This window comes from Bacillus sp. ISL-77, from assembly GCF_018613105.1.
Map to the genome: position 1 here is coordinate 130,742 of NZ_JAGGQY010000031.1, position 21,054 is coordinate 151,795.

Below are 21,054 nucleotides of genomic sequence, written 5' to 3' on the forward strand. Positions count from 1 at the left end.
ATATTTTGAGTAATTAAATTCTATTTGTAAATACTCAATAATTAACTTAAAAAAAACATTCACATTTGTCATAATATTCACCTCGCAAGGGCTACTAAATCGTAACATACTTCGTATCCCCTTGCAATAAACTTTACAAAACTTTCACAAAGTTCTGAATTGTTTCTAACGCTCTATTTGCGTGTTCTAAATTCCTTTCCTGCTTTCCTTTAATTCTTACCGCCAGCTCTGGAAATAAACCAAAGTTAGCATTCATTGGCTGAAAATTTTTAGCGCTCGTCGTAGTAATATATCGGGCCATGCTTCCAATCGCGGTCTCCTCTGGAAATTCAAGCGGCTCCATTCCTTGTATTAAACGCGCTGCATTTATACCAGCAACTAAACCGCTAGCAGCAGATTCTACGTATCCTTCAACTCCAGTCATTTGACCAGCAAAAAATAAATCTTCACGATTACGGAATTGGTAAGTTGCTTTTAGTACCTTAGGAGAATTGATAAATGTATTCCGATGCATCACACCATATCGAATGATTTCTGCATTTTCTAACCCCGGTATTAATTGTATAACTTCCTTTTGCGCACCCCACTTTAAATGTGTCTGAAAACCGACAATATTAAAAAGTGTGCCAGCGGCATCATCTTGACGGAGTTGTACTACGGCAAATGGACGTTTTCCTGTTTTGGGATCCTCTAAACCAACTGGTTTTAACGGACCGAAAAGCATTGTTTTCTTTCCTCGTGACGCCATCACTTCAATTGGCATGCACCCTTCGAAAAAGACTTCCTTTTCAAATTCCTTTACTGGAACAGTTTCAGCGGATATAAGCGCTTCATAGAAACGGTTAAATTCTTCTTCAGTCATTGGACAATTAAGATAGGCAGCTTCCCCTTTATCATAGCGGGATTTTAAATAAACTTTCTCTAGGTCTATGCTTTCCTTTTCAAGTATCGGTGCTGCAGCATCATAAAAATAAAGGTAATCCTCACCGGTTAGCCCTTTGAGCTGCTCTGAAAGGTCTGGACTTGTCAGCGGCCCCGTTGCAATGATTGTTGTTCCCTCTGGAATTTCAGTTACTTCTTCATTAATAACCGTAACATTTTCATGGTTTTTAACCAAATTTGTTACTTTGGCGGCAAATTCATGGCGATCAACAGCTAACGCACCGCCTGCTGGAACTGAACAAGCATCCGCTGCAGCGATAATAACGGAATCAAGCTTTCGCATTTCTTCCTTTAACACCCCTACTGCATTTGTTAGTGTGTTGGCACGTAATGAATTACTACAAACTAATTCTGCAAATTTATCTGTATGGTGTGCAGGTGTTTGCTTCACTGGTCGCATCTCATATAAGCGAACTTTTACTCCACGCTTCGCAATCTGCCATGCGGCTTCACTTCCAGCTAATCCCGCACCGATTACGTTAATTGTGACATCTTTCATTTAGAATCCTCCTAATAGATACCATGGTTTTATGTAAATAAAAGGTAGTGCACGTACCTATCAATACTTTTCCCACTTTTAAGTCCATCTTGCATTGTACTATACGAATGAAAAAGAAAAAAGTTTTATGCAAAAAACGAAAAGAGTGGACTATGCCCACTCTCACTTTAACTTTGCGGTTCTTCCTTGTAATCGCAATTAACGCATTGAACTTGAACACCTTTTTTTAATTTCTTTTCAACAAGCAGCCCTTCACATTTTGGGCATTCCCTCGGTAATGGTTTATCCCAAGAGATAAACTCACATTCAGGGTATTGTGTGCAACCGTAAAAGAGTCGCTTTTTCTTACTTTTACGCTCAATGATCTGTCCTTCTTTACAATTAGGGCAGGTAACACCGATTTCTTTAACAATCGGTTTTGTATTTCGGCAATCTGGAAAATTGCTGCAAGCCATAAATTTTCCGTAGCGACCCATTTTAAAAACCATAGGGTTTCCGCAATTCTCACAGTCTTCACCAGCTGGTTCATCTTTGATTTCAACAGACTGCATTTCTTCTTCTGCTTTTTTTAAATGAATTTCAAAATCTTGATAAAACTCATCGATAATATTGACCCAAGGTACTTTTCCATCTTCGATATTATCTAAGCCCTGTTCCATTTTCGCTGTAAATTCGACATCTAGAATATCTGGAAAAAACTCTAAAATCAACTCATCGATAATTTCACCTAGCTCGGTTGGAACAAATCTTTTATTATCGAGTGCCACATAGCCCCGCTTTTGAATCGTATCAAGGGTTGGTGCGTAAGTAGACGGGCGACCAATACCAAGCTCCTCAAGTGTCTTAACAAGTCTTGCCTCCGTGTACCTTGGCGGTGGCTGAGTGAAATGCTGCTTTGGCTCGATATCCTTTTTAAACACTTCATCCCCTTCTTTAAGGTCAGGAAGCATTCTGTCTTTTTCATCCACTTGGTCATCTGATCCCTCAACATAAAGCTTGATGAAACCAGGAAACTTAATTTTTGAACCATTTGCTCGGAAAAGGACATTACCATTTTGTAAATCTACGCTCATTGTATCCATGACGGCCTGAGCCATTTGACTAGCTAAAAAACGATCCCAGATTAATTTATATAATCGGAGTTGGTCTCTTGATAAAAATGTTTTTAAACTATTGGGATCCCTTAAAGTACTGGTTGGTCGAATCCCTTCATGTGCATCTTGGGCATTCGATTGCTTTTTCTCTTTTCTTTGTTCATCTTTTAAATAATCTTCACCATATTCTGAGCGGATGTAATTAGCCGCCTCTGTTTGAGCGACTTCAGAAATCCGTGTTGAATCCGTTCTCATATATGTAATGAGACCAACCGTACCCTCTTTGCCAAGCTCAATCCCTTCATAAAGCTGCTGTGCAAGCATCATCGTTTTCTTTGCTCGGAAGTTAAGTTTTCTGGCTGCTTCTTGTTGCAATGATGATGTAATGAAGGGCGGTGCCGGGTTCCTCTTTCTTTCTTTTTTGGTAACAGATACAACTTTGAATTTATTATCATCCATTTGTTTTAAAATGGTTTGGACATCTTGTTCAGATTTCAGTTCGAATTTTCCTTTGTCAGCTAAAGAAAAATATTGGGCACTAAAATGGTCTTTCCCCTTTAAAAATTCTCCATCAATCGTCCAATATTCTTCAGGGACAAAGGCTTTGATTTCCTTTTCCCTAACAATAATTAAATGGACGGCAACAGATTGAACCCGGCCTGCACTTAAACCTTTCTTTACCTTCTTCCAGAGCAACGGGCTGATATTATACCCAACAAGACGGTCAAGAATCCTACGAGCCTGCTGAGCATCCACCAAATCCATATTAATTGGCCGAGGATGTTTAAACGACTCTTTTATCGCATCTTTTGTGATTTCATTAAAAACCACCCGGCAATCTGAATTAATATCGACAGATAAACTATGGGCTAAATGCCATGCAATTGCTTCCCCTTCGCGATCCGGGTCAGCTGCCAGATAGATTTTTTTTGCTTTTTTTGCCGCTGTTTTTAAGTCTTTTAAAACAGGACCTTTTCCGCGGATTGTAATATATTTTGGTTCATAGCTATTTTCTACATTGACCCCCATTTGGCTCCGTGGCAAATCGCGAATATGTCCCATTGATGCTTTTACTTTATATTTATTCCCTAAATATCGTTCGATCGTTTTCGCTTTTGCTGGCGATTCAACGATTACAAGAAAATCTGCCATTTAAAAATCCTCCTTAAGAGGGAAAGTGTAGAAGCGCCCCGAATCTGGCAAATGCTGTTTCTAAGGTGCTAATCATTTGAGAAGCTTTCCTAAATTCCAGTTTTACCTAATTAGACCGGAGAAAATACTTTACAAAACTGCCCTATCCCAAGTTTTTCTTTATATATTAATATGAATATTATTTATTCCATTTCCAAATATTCTTTTTTTCGAACATCTGTTGGAAAATGTATAACAAATTAGAAAATAATGCAACCTTTTTTAGCTAAATTCTCCGTTTATTCATAAAAACCTTCAAAATTAACGATTTTTAAGCAAAATTTCTTTAGATAAGAGTCTTATCTAATTTCCTCTAAAATATCCTCTGCACCGGTTACAAGTTTAGCCCCTTGTTGAATTAATTCATTTGCCCCGATAGAATATGGATTAAAAATGCTTCCAGGCAAGGAAAATACATCTCTTCCTTCATTTACTGCAAAATTCGCCGTGATGAGTGATCCGCTTTTTCGTTTTGCTTCTATAATAAATGTCCCTTTTGACAAACCGCTAATAATTCGATTTCTAGATGGAAAATGCCATCTAAGCGGCTTAGTATCTGGAGGGTATTCCGAAAGAACTAGCTGGTTTTTCATCATTTCTAGGGCTAAGCTCGTATTTTCCTTTGGATAGATATGATAGAAACCACCAGCAATCACAGCTATTGTTTTTCCTCCATTTTTTATTGCATATTCATGTGCGAGGGCATCAATTCCCCGTGCTAAGCCGCTAACAATTAGAACACCTTTGTCAATTAAACCTGGAAAAATCAACCGAATTGCATTTTTCCCATATTGAGTCGCTTGCCGTGAACCAACAACCGCAAGTTTGGGGTCTGTTTCAAGTAGCGAGAGATCACCCTTGGTAAACAATGCCCATGGCGGCTGATATATTTCTTTTAATAATGGTGGATATTCCTTATCTAAAATAGTAATGACTGTAATCTCATTTGTTTTGTATTGACGAATTTGATCACGAATAATGTCAGGATGAAGAGGTACGCTAGAAGACTTTTCTGAAGGGTTATTGGTGGTAGTGGGTGGAAACAAGCATTTTTGCTGAGGGGATTGCTTTTGTAACTGATATAAGTTCTGCAGTGTCGGGTCTTTTTTTAGCATTTGTAAAACGGTGTTCCAGGAGATATTGGGGTAATGCAGCAAGGAAATAAGTTTTTCTTTGAATTCATCCATTTAAATATTTGCCTCCCTATAGATATAAAATTAGAATAAATAGCCCCTCGTTTTTGAGGGACTATCTGAAATTATCTAGTTGCACAATTATTAGTGGGTTTTACACTTTTCGTACAAACCTTGTTCTTTTAATACTTCAATTAATGTGTCACCCATCACAGATGGAGTGTCAGCTACTTTAATACCGCATTCGTTCATAACGCGGATTTTTTCATCTGCAGTACCTTTACCACCTGAAATAATCGCACCTGCGTGTCCCATACGTTTTCCTGGAGGCGCTGTACGTCCACCGATGAAGCCAACAACAGGCTTGGTCATGTTTGCTTTAACCCACTCAGCTGCTTCTTCTTCGGCAGTACCGCCGATTTCACCAATCATAATAACAGCATATGTTTCAGGATCTTCATTAAATGCTTTTAATACATCGATGAAGTTTGTTCCGTTAACAGGGTCGCCGCCGATACCAACAGCAGTTGTTTGGCCTAATCCGGCTTGTGTTAATTGGTGAACCGCTTCGTATGTTAATGTTCCAGAGCGTGATACAACACCTACATGGCCTTTTGTATGGATATAACCAGGCATGATGCCGATTTTACACTCATCAGCTGTAATAACACCAGGACAGTTTGGACCGACTAAGCGAGTCTTTTTACCTTCCATATAACGCTTAACTTTAACCATATCCAATACCGGAATATGTTCAGTGATACAGATAGCAAGATCCAATTCTGCATCAACCGCTTCGATAATCGCATCTGCAGCAAATGGTGCCGGTACGTAAATAACGGATGCAGTTGCACCAGTTGCTTCAACAGCATCTTTAACCGTGTTAAAAACAGGCACACCTTCTACTTCCAACCCGCCTTTTCCTGGAGAGGTACCGCCAACAATCTGTGTACCATATTCAAGCATTTGCTTTGTATGAAACAGGGCTGTTGATCCTGTAATCCCTTGAACAATAACCTTTGTATCTTTATTAATAAAAACGCTCACGTTAATTCCCCTTTCTTCGATCCTATTTCACTAATGAAACGATTTTTTGTGCGCCGTCAGCCATGGATTCAGCAGCAATAATGTCTACACTTGACTCTGATAGGATCTTCTTACCTAAGTCAACATTTGTTCCCTCTAAGCGAACAACAAGTGGAACACTAAGTCCAACCTGCTTAGCTGCTTCTACTACACCCTCAGCAATAACATCACACTTCATGATTCCACCAAAGATATTGACGAAAATACCTTTTACGTTTGGATCAGAAAGGATAATTTTGAATGCCTCTGTAACCTTTTCAGCTGTCGCGCCGCCCCCAACATCAAGGAAGTTTGCGGGATCGCCGCCGTAATGTTTAATAATATCCATTGTTGACATGGCAAGTCCTGCGCCATTAACCATACAGCCAATGTTTCCATCTAAAGCAACATAGCTTAAATCATATTTAGATGCTTCAATTTCCTTTGCATCCTCTTCTTCAAGGTCACGGTACTCTAGTACATCTTTCTGACGATATAGGGCATTTGAGTCAAAGTTCAATTTTGCATCAAGGGCCATTACCTTACCGTCACCTGTAACAACGAGCGGGTTGATTTCCGCAATCGAGCAATCTTTCTCGATATAGGCATTATACAAAGCCGTCATAAATTTTACAGCTTGATTAATTAATTCTTTTGGAATATTAATATTGAACGCAATTCGGCGAGCTTGGAATGGTTGTAATCCGACGACTGGATCAATTTCTTCCTTAAAAATTTTCTCTGGAGTCTTTTCAGCAACCTCTTCGATTTCCGTTCCGCCTTCTTCAGATGCCATTAGGACAACACGTGAAGTAGCGCGGTCTAATACTAAACCAACATAATATTCTTTTTTGATGTCACAGCCTTCTTCAATAAGCAGGCGCTTGACTTCTTTTCCTTCAGGACCTGTTTGGTGTGTTACAAGTGTTTTGCCGAGGATTTCGCTTGCATATGTACGAACCTCATCAAGGTTTTTCGCAACTTTAACACCACCAGCTTTCCCCCGTCCGCCAGCATGGATTTGTGCTTTTACCACACAAACCTGTGTGCCTAGTTCTTTCGCTGCTTCCACTGCTTCTTCTACAGTGAATGCTACTTTTCCATTCGGAACTGCTACCCCGTATTTTCTGAGGATCTCTTTCCCTTGATACTCATGGATATTCATTTCCCATCCTCCTATTCAAACTCTTCTAAAAACTGACTCCGTTTTCATTTTATATAATGACAGTTACCTTGTCTACCATTATGCTAAAAAATTATATACATCTTAAAAATATTCAGAATAGTCAATCGTTTGTTTTGAATAAATCAAGGGAGTCTACACCTTATTTGGTATAATTTGTTTTCTACAATAATAAAAAAAACAGGCACTGCCTGATTTTTATTATTGTGTTTTATAATTAAACAAAATCCTTTACTGGTGCGAAACTTTTTCTGTGATAAGAAGTTATTCCGTGTTTTTGGATGGCTTCGATATGTTCCTTTGTTCCGTAGCCCATGTTCTGTTGAAATCCATAGACTGGATAGGTCTGTGAAATTTCCTTCATCAAATCATCTCTTGCTACTTTTGCTATAATCGAAGCCGCGGCGATAGAGATACTTTTTGAATCACCCTTAATAATAGATTCAGAGGTAAAGGGGGTTTCCAGCTTCATTGCGTCAATTAGCAATAAATCCGGCTTTGGATCTAAGGATGAGATGGCAGCTTTCATTGCTTTTTTTGTAGCTTCATAAATATTAATTTCATCTATTTCCTTGGCATGGATCATTGCAATACTGAAGGAAATCGCTTCTTTTCTAATAATCGAATCGAATTCCAAGCGTTTTTTTTCAGAGAGCTTCTTAGAGTCGTCTATCCCTGCTAAGTAAAAGTCTTTTGGCAAAATGACAGCTGCTGCAACCACCGGACCTGCAAGCGGCCCTCTACCCACTTCATCGATACCGGCAATCTTTTCATATCCTCTTTTGCGCCATTTATGCTCATAGACATTCATTTCAACAAACTTTTCTTTTAGTCGATGATTCTCCGCAAATTTCTTACTCCATCTATGTATCAGCTGTTGGACACCCTTCCGCTCATCTTGAAGGATACCCAACAAGAACGGATCAGTTTCTACTGATATATTTTCCAATTGTCGTTCAATTTCTGCGATTGTTAATTGTTTCATCTTATCACCCATTGTAATTGTTATCTTGGTCGTTATGTTAAAAAACAACAAATAACACCCAATATTCGAGATGAACTTGGGTGTTATTTCATTCCGTTAGGATATAACTAAGTCTTTTAGTTTAAATGTTTTGCTTGTGCCAAAAATTTCTTGTTCAAGTCTTCTTCCTGTCGGTGTCGCTGCAAGACCACCTTCCGCTGTTTCCCTTAAGACAGATGGCATGGATTGGCCAATTAAGAACATCGCATGAATGACTTCATCGCAGGGGATTCTGCTTGAAATGCCAGCAAGTGCCATATCCGCTGCCGTGATGGCATTGGATGCACCCATTGCATTTCTTTTCACACAAGGAACTTCAACTAAGCCTGCTACAGGATCACAAACTAATCCAAGCATATTCTTCAATGTGATTGCCATCGCTTCTGCAGCTTGCTTGGGTGACCCACCAGCCAATTCTACAATCGAAGCTGCAGCCATACCACTTGCAGAGCCTACCTCTGCTTGACATCCCCCTGCCGCACCAGAAATAGAGGCATTATTTGCGACAACAAATCCGAAAGCCGCTGAGGTAAATAAAAATTCAATCATTTCTTGTCGGGTTGGATTTAATTTTTCTTTTACTGCAAATAATGTTCCTGGTACGACACCTGCTGAACCAGCTGTTGGCGTTGCACAAATTACGCCCATTGCGGCGTTCACTTCATTGGTCGCCACCGCTTTACTGACGGCATCTAATAAAATGGTCCCCCCCAGCGCCTTGCCACTTTTAATGTAGTTTTGGAGCAATACTGCGTCTCCACCGGTAAGGCCTGTATGTGAGTACACACCGTTAAGTCCTCTTTCCACTGCTTGTTCCATAATCGTTAAGTTCTTATCCATTTTAGCAATTATATCTTCTCTAGAAAGGCCAGAAATTTCTATTTCTTGCCGGATCATAATTTCCGCTATTTTTACTTGATTGCTCTCTGCCAACTGAACAAGTTCTGCTACATTTCTAAACATAATGACACCTCCCGCTGGCTAATTAATGGTCTATTCCACCATACGAATAATTTGCGATACACTTGAAAGTTGATGTAGTTCCTCTATCACTAATTCATCAATTTTCTGATCAACTTCAATAACCATTAAAGCCATTTCTCCTTTTTCTAATCGAGAAACTTCCATATGACCAATATTAATTTGATATTTTGATAACACACTTGTTACTGCTGAGATAATACCAAATCGATCTTGATGAACAACCAAGATTGCGGGATGTTCACCGGAAAGCTTCAACGGGAAGGAGTTTAACTCTGTTATCTCAATCGTACCCCCGCCAATTGAAATCCCAACTAATTCGAGTTCGTTATCATCATTATATAAATTAATTTTTACGGTATTGGGATGATCCATCACAGCCTCTTCAATACAAAAGATCACCTCTAAACCCATTTGTTTTGCTATTTCCAAGGATTGTGGCATCCGTCCATCAAAAGTATCAAAATCTAACAGCCCTGCCACTATGGCAAAGTCTGTTCCATGTCCCTTATAGGTTTTTGCAAATGAACCGTACAATGAGATGATGGCTTTCTTTGGCAGCTGACCAAATAAGGTTCTTGCTACCCTGCCAATTCGCGCTGCGCCTGCGGTATGAGAGCTAGATGGTCCAATCATGACGGGACCAATAATATCAAATGCAGATCGATATTTCATTTAGAACGCTCCTTTACTTTCACTCAATTTATTTTACAAGATACACGGCTAAATTGCCTATAATATATAGTGGTAAATTATTACATAAAAAAGACTCTCCGCCTAGGAGAGCTTAAGCTATATTTTTTCTTTATTCAATCAAAAAATCAGTCGGTCGTTCAAATGTAATTCGACCAAACTTTTCTGACCTAATTTCCTTGATGACCAATTCTGAAACCTTATCATAATCAACGATACCACCAGCCATAAGACATCCACGCAGTACTCCTATTTTGTCAAACATCTCTACAACATCCTCAGGAAGGGTATCAAGATTGTACCGTTCTTTTAAACGATCTGGATATGCTCGTTCTAAATACTTAAGAGTATAGACAGTAAGATCCTGAAGATTTAATAACGTATCTTTGATTGCGCCTGTAACGGCAAGTTTTTTGCCGACTTCTTGGTCTTCAAATTTTGGCCATAAAATCCCCGGGGTATCAAGCAGTTCCATTTCCTTCCCCACTTTAATCCATTGTTGGGCCTTTGTCACACCAGGCGTATTTCCTGTTTTAGCGATATTTTTCTTTGCCAATCGATTGATTAACGTCGATTTACCAGCGTTAGGAATTCCAACTATCATCGCTCGGATCGCTCTTGGATTATTGACACCTCTAGCTCTTAAACGGTCAAACTTTTCCTTCAATATTTCCTTTGAAGCGTTGGCAATGTCTCTCATGCCTTCTCCCGCATGAGAATTTATTGCGAGTGCCTTAATACCTTTATTCGCAAAAAACTCAATCCATTCCCTTGTTGCTTCTTTATCAGCCATGTCAGCCTTATTTAATAAGACAAGCCTTGGCTTATGCTGAATGATTTCATCTATCATCGGATTTCTCGATGAATAGGGAATCCTCGCATCCACTAATTCAAAAATAATATCTACTAATTTTAACTTTTCCGTGACCTCTCTGCGAGCCTTAGCCATATGGCCTGGAAACCATTGGATCGTCATAGCTGGCCACCTCCCAAACTCTATTTCACTGTTACGATATGTGCATCATTTAACGGCCAGTAAACGAAACTGGTTTTACCGATAATTTTATCATAGGAAATCGTCCCAATATGCCGACTATCTTTACTGAAGCGGCGATTGTCGCCCATAACAAACAATTCACCTTCCGGAACTGTTTTACGTCCTATTTTTTCTTCCAAGGTAAATGGATCTGTTAACGGTCCATCCTCTACTTCTTTTTTATATTTATCCAAATATGGCTCTTTATACGCTTTTCCGTTAACATATAATGTATCATCTTTATACTCAATTGTGTCGCCGGGCAATCCAATCACGCGCTTTATGTAATCCTTTTGCTCAGGTGCATGAAAGACAATGATATCAAATCGCTTTGGCTCACCAATATTATAACTAAACTTATTTACAATCATTCGATCCTGATCCTTCAATGTCGGCATCATCGATAAACCATCGACAACGATTGGAGCAAAAAGGAAGTACCGGATAACTGCAGCTAATATGACAGCAATCAAAAGGGCCTTTGTCCATTCCCAGAGTTCATTTTTCTTTTTTGTCATAACAATCCCCGCCATTCTCCGTAAAAAAATGTTTTATAAAATTTATTTTACATAACTTCAATAATTTTTAACACGATGGGATCATATTTTTAATCAAACTTTAATAATTTGTTAAAAAATCAGCACCAATTTATAAACTCATAATTTAATATTACAAGGGCATCAAATCGATTATATAAAAAAAAGAGCCTGCTCCCGAGCAAGCTCTTTTTCTTTTCATATTATCGAATCTCTTTAATTCTTGCTTTTTTACCACGAAGGTTACGCAAGTAGTAAAGCTTAGCACGGCGAACTTTACCGCGACGAAGTACTTCTAGCTTCGCAATTTTTGGTGTGTGTACTGGGAAAGTACGCTCAACGCCTACTCCGTAAGAAATTTTACGAACTGTAAAAGTTTCGCTAATTCCACCACCACGACGCTTAATTACAACACCTTCAAATAACTGAATACGCTCACGAGTACCCTCGACAACTTTAACGTGTACACGTACAGTGTCACCAGGACGGAAAGCAGGAAGATCAGTACGAAGTTGTTCTTTTGTAATTTCTTCAATCAATTTTTGCATCGTTTTCAACTCCTTCCAACAGACGCTCATGCACATCAAACTCTTAATCATATTGCAGCGGAACATCGTTATAAGACCACAATCTGATTCATATCAGCTCAAGTCACAAGTAGTATCATACCATAATCGCTAAACTCGCGCAATACTACTCGAATTCTTTTTTTACTTCTTTAAGCCATTTTTCCTGTTCATTCGTCAATTCTATTTTCTCAAGTAGGTCTGGACGTCTTAAAATTGTTCGCCTTAACGCTTCTTTATTACGCCATTCTTCTATTAATTTATGATTACCTGATAATAGAACTTCTGGAACCTTTAGTCCCCGGAAATCAGCAGGTCTTGTGTAGTGAGGATGCTCAAGCAGTCCTGTGCTGAAAGAGTCCTTCATATGAGATTCTTGATTTCCCAGCACTTCTGGTAAGAGTCGGACTACACTATCAACGATAACCATCGCACCAAGTTCACCGCCAGTTAAGACATAATCACCAATTGAGATTTCATCTGTTACTACATGTTCACGAATTCGTTCGTCATAACCCTCGTAATGCCCACAGATAAAAATCAAATGCTCTTCCTTTGCCAATTCCTCCGCTTTCCGCTGCTCATATCGTTCACCCTGCGGACAAAGAAGAATCACCCGTGGATTCGTATTTTTTGATTTTTCCTTGAGGGCTGTTACAGCGTCAAATATGGGCTGCGGTTTTAATACCATACCAGCTCCGCCGCCGTAGGGATAGTCATCTACAGTTGAATGTTTATTATCAGCAAACCCGCGAAAATTGACGACGTTATAGTTGACCGCAGATTTCTCAGCAGCCTTTTGCAAAATCGATTGTCCCAGTACCCCGGTAAACATCTCCGGAAATAAGGTGAGAATATCTATTTGCATCATGAAAGTAACCCTTCGATCGGATCGATTAGTATGACTTTTTCTTTCACATCTACTTTCTTGACCACATCATGGATATAAGGGATTAGTATTTCTTTGCCGCCTTTACCTTTAACCACCCAAACGTCATTGGCACCAGGAGATAGAATTTCAGAAACTTTTCCAAGCTCCTCGCCTTTTGTTGTAGCAACAAGGCATCCAATAATCTCATGGTAATAAAATTCATCCTCATTTAATGTACCAAGCTGTGTTTCAGGTACTTTTAGAATTCCATCCCTAAACTTTTCTACTTCATTGATATTGTTATAACCTTCAAATGTAAGTAATTCAAAATTTTTATGGGTTCGGCGACTTTTAACTGTTAGTTCAATCGGCGAACTAGAATTAGGCATAAACAAATATAATACATTTCCTGCCTTATAGCGTTTCTCAGGGAAGTCAGTCTTTGATATAACTCGGACTTCACCCTTTAGCCCCTGTGTGTTTACAATTTTTCCGACATTAAACCATTTTTCCATAGCTTTACACCTCTAGCGTATATCTTCTATTATTCCATCTTTTATGATAATTGTAGGTTGCCCAATCCGCCCGTCCCATATGTCACCTATCTTAATTTCAACGAGGGCTTGTACTTCCTTTTCCTTTAACTCACTGCCTAATGGCAGCATATGTAATTGTTCGATTTGAAACTCAACAAGCTTTTCTTTTTCCAAACGTTTATTGATTTCTTTTTCAAAATGATTCTTTAATGCTCCAGGTGAATATCCCTTGGTTTTTTCCAAACGCTTCAGCTCAAATTGAAGCTGACTAATCTCCCTTTGATACTGCAGCTTTTGCGCCTCGTAATGGTCAGCTAATTTTTTCTTACTATTTTCCGTTAGAATTTGTTTTACCACAACAGTTTGAATGATTTGCAAAGAAATGCCTCCCTCGTTCATTGAACTTTGAGAACTGTCTAGCTCCAGCGCCCAGCGGCTAGTGGAATTCGCTAAACGGGCGCTTCTGCTTTTCTTATAGCAAAAAAGGGAGGAAATAATTCCTCCCTTTTATCTAGATGCAAAAAGCTATTCACCAATTTCTAGAAAAATTTTCTTTTGTTGTGATGATCCTGCTGCATAAACAACAGTTCTAATGGCCTTTGCAACGCGCCCCTGCTTACCGATAACTTTTCCCATATCTGTTTTATTAACAAATAACTGATAGGTTACACGGTTGTCATCTTCCACGACATCCACACGAACGTCATCTGGAAAATCAACTAAGGGCTTAACAATCGTTTCGACTAATTGTTTCATCGTCGTCCCTGAGTTACTTACTTAATTTTGCATTATGGAATTTTTCCATGATGCCTTGATTAGAGAAAAGGTTACGAACTGTATCAGATGGTTTAGCACCATCTTGTAACCATTTAAGAGCTAATTCTTCGTTGATGTCAACTTTAGCTGGTTGTGCAACCGGATTGTAAGTTCCAACGATTTCAATGTAACGTCCATCACGTGGTGAACGAGAATCTGCTACTACGATACGATAGAATGGGTTTTTGTTTGCTCCCATACGTTTTAAACGAATTTTTACTGCCATTTTAAATAAGCACCTCCGAATAGTTTCACACAAGATAGTATAATATCAATTCTTTTATAGTTTGTAAAGTGTTTTTTCTTTACATACAGTATTACCAATAATTAGCAAAATAAAACAGATAAAAAAGTGAACTTAGATGACTGTCTAGCTCCAGCGCCTAGGGGCTCGGGGTCATAAGCCAATCCGTCAAGAAGGCCAAAGAGCAGCCTTCTCGCCGCCTTGTCTTATGCCTGTCGCCCCTGAACAAGGCGCTTCCGCTTTTCGATTTTAAAACGGCTTGAAAGGAAGTTTAAATCCCCCTTTTTTCTTACCTTTTTGCTGCATTCCTGTCATTTGTTTCATCATTTTTTTCATATCTTCAAACTGTTTCAACAAACGGTTTACTTCAGTTACAGAACGACCGCTGCCCTTGGCAATTCGGTTTTTTCGTTTAGCGTTCAAGATTTCCGGATTATTTTTCTCAGCCATCGTCATTGAACGGATAATCGCTTCAACATGAGCAATTTGCTTTTCATCGATTTGAAGATTATTTAACCCTTTAATCTTGTTTGCACCAGGCATCATCTTTAATAGTTCATCAAGCGGTCCTAAATTACGAACCTGACCAAGCTGATCCAAAAAATCCTCAAGCGTAAACGTAGCTGTCCGCATTTTTTGTTCCAACTCTTTAGCCTTTTCTTCATCAACATTGGCTTGTGCCTTCTCAATCAAAGTCAGCACGTCACCCATACCAAGGATTCTAGATGCCATACGTTCAGGGTAAAAAGGTTCAAGTGCATCTAACTTCTCGCCTAAACCGACAAATTTAATTGGTGTTTGCGTTACTGCGCGGATTGAAAGTGCCGCCCCGCCTCTGGTGTCACCATCCAGCTTTGTTAACACAACCCCAGTTAATCCGAGCTGTTCGTTAAAGCTTTGTGCCACATTGACTGCGTCTTGACCTGTCATGGCATCAACGACTAGGAAGATTTCATCTGGTTTAGTCAGTTCTTTAATATCCTTTAACTCACCCATTAATGCTTCATCAACATGAAGTCGGCCGGCGGTATCAATAAGGACATAGTCATGATGCTCTTCTTTTGCTTTCACAATAGCTTGCCTAGCAATTTCGACAGGGCTTACCTGATCTCCAAGTGAGAAAACTGGCATGTCTAATTGCTTTCCTAGTGTTTCCAGTTGTTTGATTGCAGCAGGCCGATAAATATCAGCAGCAACAAGCAATGGCTTACGGTTATACTTTTTGCGAAGCAAGTTGGCAAGCTTTCCGGATGTTGTTGTTTTACCAGCACCCTGTAACCCGACCATCATAATGACCGTTGGCGGACGATTAGACACGGCGATTTTGCTTTGTTCTCCGCCCATCAATTCCGTCAATTCTTCATTAACGATTTTAATAATTTGCTGTCCAGGTGTTAAGCTTTTCAGTACTTCCTGCCCAACGGCACGTTCACTGACCTTTTTCACAAAATCTTTAACAACCTTGAAGTTTACGTCTGCTTCTAGTAAAGCTAGACGTACTTCACGCATCATTTCTTTTACATCCGCTTCTGAAACTTTCCCTTTTCCGCGGATTTTTTGAATTGTATTTTGCAGTCGGTCGGCTAATCCTTCAAATGCCATTCATGCCGCCTCCTAATCTAAATTCTCCAACTCGGCAACAGCTTCTAACATTGCCTGCTTTGAAGGGTGATCCTCATTGAGCAATACTTTTACATTTCTTAAAAGTTTGCTGCGCTCTTGAAATTTCTGAAATAATAGCAACTTTTCCTCATACGCCTCGAGCATTGCCTCAGTCCGCTTGATATTATCATAAACGGCTTGGCGGCTTACATCATACTCTTCAGCTATTTCTCCTAAAGAGTAATCATCTAGATAATAGAGAGACATATAGCTTTGCTGCTTTGGGGTTAACAACGAATGGTAAAAGTCATAAAGATAGTTCATTCGTGTCGTCTTTTCAAGCATGCAATCCCCTCCAATGCGCATGTTAAGTGAAAAGCCTTTACATAAGTAGTTTACAAGGTCAGAGATTATCTGTCAAGATAATACCTTTACATCAATTAATCTGCTTTTTCCACTTCATCTGCAAATAAACCATACACATATTTTTCCGCTTCAAATTCTTGAAGGTCATCCATTTTTTCGCCAAGACCAACAAATTTCACAGGAATTTTTAATTCATTGCGGATGGCAAGGACGATTCCGCCTTTTGCTGTTCCGTCTAATTTTGAAAGAACAATTCCACTAACATTTGTCACTTCTTTAAATGTTTTTGCCTGGATAAGGGCGTTTTGACCAGTTGTTGCGTCAAGGACTAAAATTACTTCATGAGGGGCCCCGGGAATTTCTTTTTCTATCACACGTTTTACCTTTTCAAGCTCCTTCATTAAATTTACTTTGTTTTGCAAGCGGCCAGCGGTATCACATAACAAAATATCTGTTTTTCGAGATTTAGCTGCCTGTATGGCATCGTACATAACCGCGGCAGGGTCCGACCCTTCCGATTGCTTAATAACATCGACGCCGACTCTTTCTCCCCAGACTTCAAGTTGTTCAATTGCACCAGCACGGAAAGTATCTCCTGCTGCTAATAGTACTTTCTTTCCTTCATACTTAAACTTGTATCCAAGCTTACCGATTGTTGTTGTTTTGCCAACCCCATTAACTCCAACAAATAGAATGACTGTCAGCCCGTCCTCTTGAATATTTAATTTTGAGGATTGTTCTTCACCCGCATTGTAGATATCAACCAACTTTTCGGATATTACACTTTGTACTTCCTGTGGGTCTTGGATGTTCCGGCGTTTAACTTCCATTTTCAACTCTTCAATCAGTTTCATCACTGTATCAAAGCCTACATCAGCCTGGATCATGATTTCTTCTAATTCTTCAAAAAAGTCTTCATCTACTTTACGGTACCTAGCAACAAGGTCGTTTACTTTTCCTGAGAAATTATCCCTTGTTTTTGTAAGACCTTCCTTAAACTTCTCTGTCACCGTATCCGTGGATTTTGTGATTTTTTCTTTTAATTTTTTAAAAAAACTCATTTTTTCACTTCCTAATTTTAAGATTCAACAAGCTCTTTTGTTTCCTCTAAGCGAACAGATACAAGCTTTGAAACACCTGATTCTTGCATAGTTACCCCGTAAAGCACATCTGCTTCCTCCATTGTTCCTTTGCGGTGGGTAATCACAATAAATTGCGTCTCCTTACTATATCGTTTTAAGTATTGGCTGAAGCGTTGGACATTGGCTTCATCCAATGCTGCTTCTACCTCATCAAGGATACAGAACGGAACAGGCCGTACCTTTAAAATAGAAAAAAGAAGCGCAATCGCAGTTAATGCACGTTCACCACCTGATAATAAACCTAAATTTTGCAGTTTTTTACCCGGTGGCTGCGCAACAATTTCGACACCTGTATTTAACAAATCTCCTGGGACAGTTAGAACGAGGTCGGCTCTCCCACCACCAAAAAGGGTTCTAAATACCGGCTCAAAATGTTCACGAATTCCATTAAAGGTCTGTTCAAAGCGTTTTTTCATTTCTTCATCCATTTCGTCAATAACCTTGTAAAGGGTTTCTTTAGCTTCCTGGAGATCATTCTTCTGTTCATTCAGGAACTCATACCGTTCAGAGACACGCTCATACTCTTCAATCGCACCAATGTTGACATTACCAAGTTCTTCAATGGCAAGTTTGATAAGTTTGACCTTTTTTCTCGCTTCTTCAATCGATATCGTTAATGGATATTGTTCCTTTGCACCTTCAAACGATAAAAGATATTCTTCTCTTAACCGTGCAAAACGGTTTTCAAGATCGACATCCAAGCGGTTGATTTTCACTTCCTCGTCTTTTAAAACGACAATCATTCCTCGGTGGAGTCTTTTTAGTTCTTTAACTTCCAATTCTAAGTCCTCTAAGGCGGACTTTAAGGACAAACGTTCTTCTCTTCTAACCGTAATTAACTGTAATGCAGCTTCTTTATCCTGTTGTTTTCTAATTGCAGCTGTTTCTAACTGTTCTTCACCTGATGAACTGTTTGTCATTTCCGAACTTAACAGATTAAGATCTTCTGTATAAAGAGCATGCTTTTGTTCACTCTCTTCTAAATCTGCTTGTAGAAGTGTAAAACGTTCTTGGGTACTCAAATACTGTTCATTTTTAGAAGCAAACGCTACTTTTAAATCATTTATTTCAATAGTTAGAGCTTCTTTCGAGGTCAAATCACTCGACTTTTGTTCGGTAAGCTTCGCTATTTGCACCTCAAGCTTATCTATCGTTGTTTTGTATGTCTCCATTGCAATGGCTAATTCTTTTTTTCTATTTGTTAAGGTTGTTTTCTCATCAGAAAATTGCCCTTTTTCAAGGTCATAAATAGCTAAGCGTTCATTGATATTTTTCTCTTCGAGCTCTGCTTGGCGAAGGTCACCCTTCAAAGAAAGTTCATTTAATCTCAACTCTTCGCCATCTTTGCGCATTTCTTCAAGTTGTTTTTCTGTACGATGAACGTCTTCTTTTAATGACTTTACAAGTTGTTCTAGATGGGTGGTTTTTTCTTCCATCACGACTAACTTCTCTTTTAATTCTTCAAGTTCGCCTTTACGAGTTAATAAGGAAGAGTTCTTTTGTTTACTGGCACCACCTGTCATTGAACCGCCAGGATTAACGATATCACCATCAATCGTTACCATTCGGCAGCGGTATTGAAGAATTTTTGCTAATTCATTGGCGCCTTTTAAGTCTTTTGTAATGACAACATTCCCAAGCAGACTGCTCATAACCTCGGAGTACCTTTGATCAAATTTAACAAGACTTACGGCTGTTCCAATAAAGGATGAATGATTTTGGATGGAAGCTATTTGCGCGGAAGACAACGGTCTTCCCTTAATGACACTTAACGGTAAGAAGGTTGCACGGCCAAAAGAATTCTGTTTCAAATATTGGATTGCTGTCCGCCCATTTTGTTCATTATCAACCACAATATGCTGCAAAGCCCCGCCAAAGGCTGTTTCTAAGGCAGTTTCATACTGTTTCGGAACAGTCACAAGCTCGGCAACGGCTCCCTCAATTCCCTTTAGGTTTTTCCCACGTGCTTTAAGGATTTCTTTTACTCCCTGAAAAAAGCCTGAATAATCTTCTTCCATTTCTTCGAGCATTTCTTTTCTTGACTTTGCCTGTTGGAGAATTTGGTAAGCCTGATAGAGTGTCTTTTCTTGTTTTTGATAATTATTTCTTGTGGACTCAAGCTTATGCTGCTTTTCTCGAAAAGCTCCTACTTGATCTTCTATTTTTTGTTGTACTTCGTCTAATGCTGATTGGATAGTTGCTTTTTTATCCTTTGCAATTTGCCGTTCTTCAATAAACTTGTCATTCTCAACATCAAGTCGTGAACTTCTTCTTTCCTGCTGTTCCAGCTGCTGTTCAATATATTTCATTTCATTTTTTGCGCCCGCTTGATCGTTTAGCCATTCGATATATTCACTTTTTAAACTCTCTATTTTTTCTTCAATATTTTCGGTGAATAACTGCAGTTTCGCCTGTTTTCCCTTTAATTGAGTTTGTAATTCCGTGACCTGCTTTCCAAGATCCTCGGCAGACATTGAAAGGATGTCGCGATTCATTTTTAGCTGGCTAATTTTTTCCGTTAATTCCGAAATGTTCGTTTGAAGCTGTTCTTTATTTTGTGAAGCATTTTTCTTTCGTTCTTTTAAGACTTCTTTTCGGCCTTCCAGTTTTTCTAACTCCTCTGTAGCATGAAGAAGAACATTCTGCAGGTCGGTGATTGACTCATCAAATGCTGTCATTTGATCTCTTTTTTCAACTATTTTTGCTTCCTTTACTTGCAACTCAGAAGAAATCTTAAGTTCTTCCTCCTGATGTTCGTTCAACAGTTTGGAAAGTCCCTCCCATTTTTGATGAAGATCTTCAATTTCATACACTGTTAAGGCAACTTCAAATTTTTCAAGTTCCTCTTTCTTCTCCAGAAAATCTTTTGCCATCGAGGCCTGAATTTTTAATGGTTCTACTTGGCTTTCAAGTTCGTGTAATATATCATTAACACGGTTTAAATTGTCTTGTGTTTCAAACAGTTTTACTTCTGCTTTTTTCTTTCGATGTTTATACTTTAGTACTCCAGCTGCCTCATCAAATATGGTTCTTCGTTCTTCTGCTTTACTATTTAAGATTTCTTCCACTTTTCCTTGGCTAATTATCGAAAATGCTTCTCTCCCCAACCCAGAATCCATGAATAAGTCGATAATATCTTTAAGACGACACTGTTGCTTATTTATCAAGAATTCACTATCACCTGAACGGGATACTCTCCTTGTGACACTAACTTCGTTATAATCCAGTGACACGCCTTGATCCTGATTATCTAAGCTTAAAGTAACTTCAGCAAAATTTAGGGGTTTTCTGGTATCGCTTCCCCCAAAAATAATATCTTCCATTTTACTGCCTCTAAGCGATTTGGCCGACTGTTCACCCAATACCCAACGAATTGCGTCGGTAATATTACTTTTCCCACTGCCATTTGGACCTACCACAGCCGTTACTCCTGGAACAAAATCAACTCCAATGCGATCAGCGAAGGACTTAAAGCCAATAATGTCCAACCGTTTTAAAAACATTTCTTAATCCTCCCTATGCATGCAAGCTGGA

The 21,054-nt window shown here is 39.1% G+C and carries 20 protein-coding genes; all 20 read right to left on the reverse strand.

Annotated features, from left to right (window positions below; genetic code table 11):
• Positions 1-133: 133 nt before the first annotated feature.
• On the reverse strand, positions 134-1,441 hold the full coding sequence (trmFO, locus tag J7E77_RS11885) for an FADH(2)-oxidizing methylenetetrahydrofolate--tRNA-(uracil(54)-C(5))-methyltransferase TrmFO (protein ID WP_214714566.1): 1,308 nt from the start codon (positions 1,439-1,441) through the stop codon (positions 134-136).
• Positions 1,442-1,608: 167 nt separating this feature from the next.
• A complete protein-coding gene (topA, locus tag J7E77_RS11890) occupies positions 1,609-3,687 on the reverse strand; it encodes a type I DNA topoisomerase (RefSeq protein ID WP_214714568.1) in 2,079 nt (692 codons plus the stop codon).
• 338 nt (positions 3,688-4,025) lie between these two features.
• Entirely contained in the window at positions 4,026-4,913 is an 888-nt protein-coding gene (gene dprA, locus J7E77_RS11895) for a DNA-processing protein DprA (RefSeq protein ID WP_214714570.1), read from the reverse strand.
• 90 nt (positions 4,914-5,003) lie between these two features.
• A complete protein-coding gene (gene sucD, locus J7E77_RS11900) occupies positions 5,004-5,906 on the reverse strand; it encodes a succinate--CoA ligase subunit alpha (protein WP_088086372.1) in 903 nt (300 codons plus the stop codon).
• Positions 5,907-5,928: 22 nt separating this feature from the next.
• Positions 5,929-7,089, reverse strand: coding sequence for an ADP-forming succinate--CoA ligase subunit beta (sucC, locus tag J7E77_RS11905; protein WP_214714572.1), 1,161 nt, complete (start codon positions 7,087-7,089; stop codon positions 5,929-5,931).
• A 235-nt stretch (positions 7,090-7,324) separates the two neighbouring features.
• Entirely contained in the window at positions 7,325-8,092 is a 768-nt protein-coding gene (locus J7E77_RS11910; RefSeq protein WP_214714574.1) for a ribonuclease HII, read from the reverse strand.
• Between the two features lie 96 nt (positions 8,093-8,188).
• Positions 8,189-9,094, reverse strand: coding sequence for an L-serine ammonia-lyase, iron-sulfur-dependent, subunit alpha (gene sdaAA, locus J7E77_RS11915; protein ID WP_214714575.1), 906 nt, complete (start codon positions 9,092-9,094; stop codon positions 8,189-8,191).
• A gap of 30 nt (positions 9,095-9,124) precedes the next feature.
• Positions 9,125-9,787: an L-serine ammonia-lyase, iron-sulfur-dependent subunit beta gene (gene sdaAB / locus J7E77_RS11920; RefSeq protein WP_214714577.1), complete on the reverse strand. Its 663-nt coding sequence runs from the start codon at positions 9,785-9,787 to the stop codon at positions 9,125-9,127.
• A 130-nt stretch (positions 9,788-9,917) separates the two neighbouring features.
• A complete protein-coding gene (ylqF, locus tag J7E77_RS11925) occupies positions 9,918-10,781 on the reverse strand; it encodes a ribosome biogenesis GTPase YlqF (protein WP_214714579.1) in 864 nt (287 codons plus the stop codon).
• Positions 10,782-10,801: 20 nt separating this feature from the next.
• Positions 10,802-11,359 (reverse strand): signal peptidase I, encoded by a 558-nt coding sequence (lepB, locus tag J7E77_RS11930; protein ID WP_088086366.1) that lies wholly within the window; start codon positions 11,357-11,359, stop codon positions 10,802-10,804.
• Positions 11,360-11,580: 221 nt separating this feature from the next.
• Positions 11,581-11,925 (reverse strand): 50S ribosomal protein L19, encoded by a 345-nt coding sequence (rplS, locus tag J7E77_RS11935; RefSeq protein ID WP_026566443.1) that lies wholly within the window; start codon positions 11,923-11,925, stop codon positions 11,581-11,583.
• A 145-nt stretch (positions 11,926-12,070) separates the two neighbouring features.
• Positions 12,071-12,811 (reverse strand): tRNA (guanosine(37)-N1)-methyltransferase TrmD, encoded by a 741-nt coding sequence (gene trmD / locus J7E77_RS11940; protein ID WP_214714635.1) that lies wholly within the window; start codon positions 12,809-12,811, stop codon positions 12,071-12,073.
• Complete coding sequence (rimM, locus tag J7E77_RS11945) at positions 12,811-13,329, reverse strand: ribosome maturation factor RimM (RefSeq protein WP_088086364.1); 519 nt, start codon at positions 13,327-13,329, stop codon at positions 12,811-12,813. The genes trmD and rimM overlap by 1 nt, the downstream gene beginning before the upstream one ends.
• Positions 13,330-13,341: 12 nt before the next feature.
• Positions 13,342-13,728 carry a YlqD family protein gene (locus J7E77_RS11950; protein ID WP_214714580.1) on the reverse strand — a complete coding sequence of 129 codons (387 nt, stop codon included), beginning with the start codon at positions 13,726-13,728 and terminating at the stop codon, positions 13,342-13,344.
• Between the two features lie 147 nt (positions 13,729-13,875).
• On the reverse strand, positions 13,876-14,106 hold the full coding sequence (locus J7E77_RS11955) for a KH domain-containing protein (protein ID WP_214714582.1): 231 nt from the start codon (positions 14,104-14,106) through the stop codon (positions 13,876-13,878).
• A gap of 13 nt (positions 14,107-14,119) precedes the next feature.
• Positions 14,120-14,392 (reverse strand): 30S ribosomal protein S16, encoded by a 273-nt coding sequence (gene rpsP / locus J7E77_RS11960; protein ID WP_214714584.1) that lies wholly within the window; start codon positions 14,390-14,392, stop codon positions 14,120-14,122.
• 267 nt (positions 14,393-14,659) lie between these two features.
• A complete protein-coding gene (gene ffh, locus J7E77_RS11965) occupies positions 14,660-16,012 on the reverse strand; it encodes a signal recognition particle protein (protein ID WP_214714586.1) in 1,353 nt (450 codons plus the stop codon).
• Between the two features lie 12 nt (positions 16,013-16,024).
• Positions 16,025-16,357: a putative DNA-binding protein gene (locus J7E77_RS11970; RefSeq protein WP_214714588.1), complete on the reverse strand. Its 333-nt coding sequence runs from the start codon at positions 16,355-16,357 to the stop codon at positions 16,025-16,027.
• 95 nt (positions 16,358-16,452) lie between these two features.
• Positions 16,453-17,439, reverse strand: coding sequence for a signal recognition particle-docking protein FtsY (gene ftsY / locus J7E77_RS11975; RefSeq protein WP_214714590.1), 987 nt, complete (start codon positions 17,437-17,439; stop codon positions 16,453-16,455).
• A gap of 17 nt (positions 17,440-17,456) precedes the next feature.
• Positions 17,457-21,023 carry a chromosome segregation protein SMC gene (gene smc / locus J7E77_RS11980; protein ID WP_214714592.1) on the reverse strand — a complete coding sequence of 1,189 codons (3,567 nt, stop codon included), beginning with the start codon at positions 21,021-21,023 and terminating at the stop codon, positions 17,457-17,459.
• Positions 21,024-21,054 lie beyond the last annotated feature (31 nt).

What these genes read in the sequence shown, in the direction of transcription:
- trmFO (WP_214714566.1), bottom strand. Translation starts at nt 1,441, where the DNA reads ATGAAAGATGTCACAATTAACGTAATCGGTGCGGGATTAGCTGGAAGT.
- topA (WP_214714568.1), bottom strand. Translation starts at nt 3,687, where the DNA reads ATGGCAGATTTTCTTGTAATCGTTGAATCGCCAGCAAAAGCGAAAACG.
- dprA (WP_214714570.1), bottom strand. Translation starts at nt 4,913, where the DNA reads ATGGATGAATTCAAAGAAAAACTTATTTCCTTGCTGCATTACCCCAAT.
- sucC (WP_214714572.1), bottom strand. Translation starts at nt 7,089, where the DNA reads ATGAATATCCATGAGTATCAAGGGAAAGAGATCCTCAGAAAATACGGG.
- J7E77_RS11910 (WP_214714574.1), bottom strand. Translation starts at nt 8,092, where the DNA reads ATGAAACAATTAACAATCGCAGAAATTGAACGACAATTGGAAAATATA.
- sdaAA (WP_214714575.1), bottom strand. Translation starts at nt 9,094, where the DNA reads ATGTTTAGAAATGTAGCAGAACTTGTTCAGTTGGCAGAGAGCAATCAA.
- sdaAB (WP_214714577.1), bottom strand. Translation starts at nt 9,787, where the DNA reads ATGAAATATCGATCTGCATTTGATATTATTGGTCCCGTCATGATTGGA.
- ylqF (WP_214714579.1), bottom strand. Translation starts at nt 10,781, where the DNA reads ATGACGATCCAATGGTTTCCAGGCCATATGGCTAAGGCTCGCAGAGAG.
- lepB (WP_088086366.1), bottom strand. Translation starts at nt 11,359, where the DNA reads ATGACAAAAAAGAAAAATGAACTCTGGGAATGGACAAAGGCCCTTTTG.
- rplS (WP_026566443.1), bottom strand. Translation starts at nt 11,925, where the DNA reads ATGCAAAAATTGATTGAAGAAATTACAAAAGAACAACTTCGTACTGAT.
- trmD (WP_214714635.1), bottom strand. Translation starts at nt 12,811, where the DNA reads ATGCAAATAGATATTCTCACCTTATTTCCGGAGATGTTTACCGGGGTA.
- rimM (WP_088086364.1), bottom strand. Translation starts at nt 13,329, where the DNA reads ATGGAAAAATGGTTTAATGTCGGAAAAATTGTAAACACACAGGGGCTA.
- J7E77_RS11955 (WP_214714582.1), bottom strand. Translation starts at nt 14,106, where the DNA reads ATGAAACAATTAGTCGAAACGATTGTTAAGCCCTTAGTTGATTTTCCA.
- rpsP (WP_214714584.1), bottom strand. Translation starts at nt 14,392, where the DNA reads ATGGCAGTAAAAATTCGTTTAAAACGTATGGGAGCAAACAAAAACCCA.
- ffh (WP_214714586.1), bottom strand. Translation starts at nt 16,012, where the DNA reads ATGGCATTTGAAGGATTAGCCGACCGACTGCAAAATACAATTCAAAAA.
- J7E77_RS11970 (WP_214714588.1), bottom strand. Translation starts at nt 16,357, where the DNA reads ATGCTTGAAAAGACGACACGAATGAACTATCTTTATGACTTTTACCAT.
- ftsY (WP_214714590.1), bottom strand. Translation starts at nt 17,439, where the DNA reads ATGAGTTTTTTTAAAAAATTAAAAGAAAAAATCACAAAATCCACGGAT.
- smc (WP_214714592.1), bottom strand. Translation starts at nt 21,023, where the DNA reads ATGTTTTTAAAACGGTTGGACATTATTGGCTTTAAGTCCTTCGCTGAT.